Annotated in this window: 4 protein-coding genes; all 4 read right to left on the bottom strand. The window is 60.0% G+C overall.

Going from position 1 to position 3,243, the window contains the following annotated elements:
- A partial coding sequence (locus FS320_RS40565; protein ID WP_152718166.1) for a P-loop NTPase family protein occupies nt 1-911 on the bottom strand: 911 nt, incomplete at its 3' end.
- Between the two features lie 787 nt (nt 912-1,698).
- Nucleotides 1,699-2,370, bottom strand: a complete 672-nt coding sequence (locus FS320_RS40560) for a Uma2 family endonuclease (protein ID WP_152718164.1) — start codon at nt 2,368-2,370, stop codon at nt 1,699-1,701.
- A 53-nt stretch (nt 2,371-2,423) separates the two neighbouring features.
- Nucleotides 2,424-2,900: an antitoxin Xre/MbcA/ParS toxin-binding domain-containing protein gene (locus FS320_RS40555; RefSeq protein WP_152718162.1), complete on the bottom strand. Its 477-nt coding sequence runs from the start codon at nt 2,898-2,900 to the stop codon at nt 2,424-2,426.
- Between the two features lie 167 nt (nt 2,901-3,067).
- Nucleotides 3,068-3,243, bottom strand: a 176-nt coding sequence (locus FS320_RS40550; protein ID WP_192926244.1) for a transposase, incomplete at its 5' end; no start/stop codon positions are given.

Raw genomic sequence — 3,243 nt, 5'->3', positions numbered from 1 at the left:
CCCTTAGGGAAAGCTGCCCGGGCAACTCGCACGGTCTCGGCCGGGATCTCACCAATCGGCTCGGGATGAAGACTCATGCCATCCTCCTCTTGCTGAATAGCCAACAGGGAATTCGCCGACAGTATCTCCTGAATATCGGGCTCGATCGATGAGTCAATGGAATGGGCCAGAACCCGGCCGTCGATCCCGCCCTCCACCAGAACCAGGCCGTGGGAGGCAATCTGTTCCGCAAAGCTGCGATGGTGTTCCAGCACCGCCTCACCAGGCGTCATGGTCCTTAGGGCAACCACGGTATCGATGCTTTTGAGGAGCGAGGCGGGGACACCGGCATCAAGGAGTGCCTTGAGACACCGCACATGCAGCCGGTCCGGATCCGCTTCTTCGCGAGCGATCCGGCCGATCTGCTCCTGCGCCACGTCGGTGGTCAGGACGAAAATCGCATCGCCCAGGGAGATCTCCTCGCCACCCTCATCCTCAAGGAAGCCCTGGCTCCAGGCGTTCACGAGGGCCTTGACGAGGCTGGGGCGAGCCTTGTCGATATCCTGCAGTACGAACACGGCGTTGGGATTATCCCTCGCCGATCGCAGCAGAGAGTGGACCCCGGCTCCATCGGCGAGGGATGCAAACATATGGGCCAGATCTTCTCCCTGGCTGGCGCCCAGTTCGTAGCGTCCGCCGCTACTCTTAAAGCAGGCAGCAAGGCCCGTAGGCAGCCCAAGATGCTCGCCGTCGATACTGGGGCCGGCCACAAGGACGATGCCAGGTCTTCGCTGCGCTGAGCCGGCGGCGATGTGCCGGCAGATCTCTGCCGCGAAGGCCATGACCGCGGCCTCATGGCCGATGAGATGCTTACGGATCTGGGTGACGAGTAAGCGCATGGCCTCGTCCTGAGTGAGGAAACGTGTCGACATGACGTGTATCTTTCGGAGGAAGGATTGATGGGAGTGTGGGCTGGCGGCGCTAACGTGAGGGCCAGCCCTTCGTAGAAGGCGACGATGTCAGCCTTGCCCGGAGTCGAAGCGCTCTGCTTCGGCGTTGAGCGAAGCATGAGTTGTCCTTTTTGGGATTTGCCTCGTCTTGACCTTCGGCAGTCTGATCCTCTTCCCATCCCTCTTCCTTGGGATTGTAACTTCTGGGGTCTTCTCCCACGCTCCATGGAAGACATCAGTGCCAGGATTGATGATGGCGCGTTGCGACCTTCAATGAAGGCGTTGGACAAATACCGATTGTTTACCTTGACCAGGGATGATGTGAATCATCGGGCGCGTGGCGTATCAGCCCGTGTCAATGCGGTGTTGCAACCGGCATCGCAGGTGCCCCGGCTGAGACGTCTCTTGGCCGGGGCACGCCATTCTATCGATGGTGTGACGATCGCCCTCGCCTGCCCGGTGCGATCACTGACCATGGGCTCAGGGATGGTTAGCTGACCACCACATCCAACGAAAAGCCGTGGTCGTTTACAGGCCGATCGATCCATGAATAGAATTCGCACTTCAGAATAGAATCCGCCCACCTACAACAGCGAATCTGATAACAACACTTTTGACAAGAAGTCTGCTGTAGACCCCGGAGGATGGCGGCACGAAGTCCTCGTTGTCGTACGGGAACTCAGCATATCGCATCGTCCTCGATTGTGATCTCGTCAAGCCGGGCTTCGCCTTCCTCCAGACTAACCAAGATGTCCCAAGGCTGGAGCCTTCAACGGGGCGGCCGCGACTTCGGCTCCAGAGTGTCGTAGACGTCCCGCAGTCGTATGGACGAGTTTACTTCGGGAAGATCAACGGACTGCTCAACGTCATCGTACTTCTCGGTGGTCCAGAGGCCATGCACGTCGCGCCGGTAGACTTTCACCGAGATGACATCCGGCTCCACAAGCATGATGACCTGGATGTCTTCATGGGCCTGATACTCATCGATCCTATCCGTCAGGTCTATGGCCAAGGTGCCGGGTGAGGACACCTCCACGACAACCGTGGGCCGTGCAGCTTCCTTCGCCGACGGGTCAGGCGGGCCGCAATCGACGACGACATCCGGGTATCGGACCCCATATTGCCCGGTTCTGACCGCCGTATCGCTCGATGTTGCGCGGCAACCCTTCGTCTTTGCCGACAGGACTAGTGCTACCACGATGTTGGTAGTCGCCACGTTGTGGCTCTGTCTGGCCCCCGCCATGATGCTAACAGGCACGCCGTCTATGAGTTCATGCGGCTCGGACTGCCTCTCGATCCAATCGAAAACTCGTCGGCAGTCATCAACGATGCTCAGGTATCTCCACAGACGGACTCCAGCGTCGCGGCACGCCGCCCTTATACCACCATCTCGGTGGTGAGCACATCGTGCGGGTTTCCAAGGGGCAAAAGCCTTCTGCACGCGGATCTAAAGAGGAACTCCGCTGCTAGTGCTGGCTCGTCAATCCTCCGCGCTCATGCGTACACTCCGTGCTCAATCCGTCCAAGCTGCGTGAGGACACGCTCGGCCTTACCTTGGAGCACGAGATCCAAAGGTGTCGTCTGCAGGACCTGATTGTACTCAAGGAGCCACGGCAGACCCTCTTCACCATAAACCTCCCGTGCCCTTCCGATGACCGTGGCGATCTCTGCCCCAGATCCTTTGAGAGACCTGAGCTGCTCGATTTGGCCCTCTAGCCGGGTGATCGCCTTGTCAATGCAGTCGTCGGCGTTTGCCGTCGTATAGGGCTTGAAGTCTCGATCAGGTTCAATGGGCGGCACGTGGTCTCCCCCGCGGAGAAACTTCAGGAGCACGAACTGGCCTGTCTCTGTAGCCATGAGTTCGTTCGGCGAACGCCCGCCGAGCCACTGATGCGGCGTCGTCAGGAAGGCCTCAGGATCATCGTATAGATCCGCAATGAGGGAGCGGATCTCGTCGGCCATCTGTGTCATGGATGAGAGTCTAGCCGTTCCTATTCACCAGAGTTTGTTTCGGGGCCTATTTGGTAGCGCGGGCGTGCCGATCCGCTGCGTTTCTTTCACCGCGGCAAGGTCTGGAACGTGGGGAACGCGTTGGCAGGGACGGGATGGGATGACCGGGGCGATGGCAGCCCCGGCGCTCAGGGCGAGGCCGCCCGGGGCTGGGGTGCCAGAGCGCTCGCAAGACGCCGGACGAGATCCGCTTCCGGACAGCACGAGGCAAAGGCCAGTCGGATGCGGCTGGTGGTTTCCTGCACCCGCACGGCGATCTTGAGCAGGCGCAACCGCAGCGTTGCGAACTCCGCCCGGGCGAGAT

The organism is Microvirga tunisiensis (genome assembly GCF_009296175.1).
GTDB lineage: Bacteria > Pseudomonadota > Alphaproteobacteria > Rhizobiales > Beijerinckiaceae > Microvirga > Microvirga tunisiensis.
This window is presented reverse-complemented; position numbering and strand designations above follow the sequence as displayed.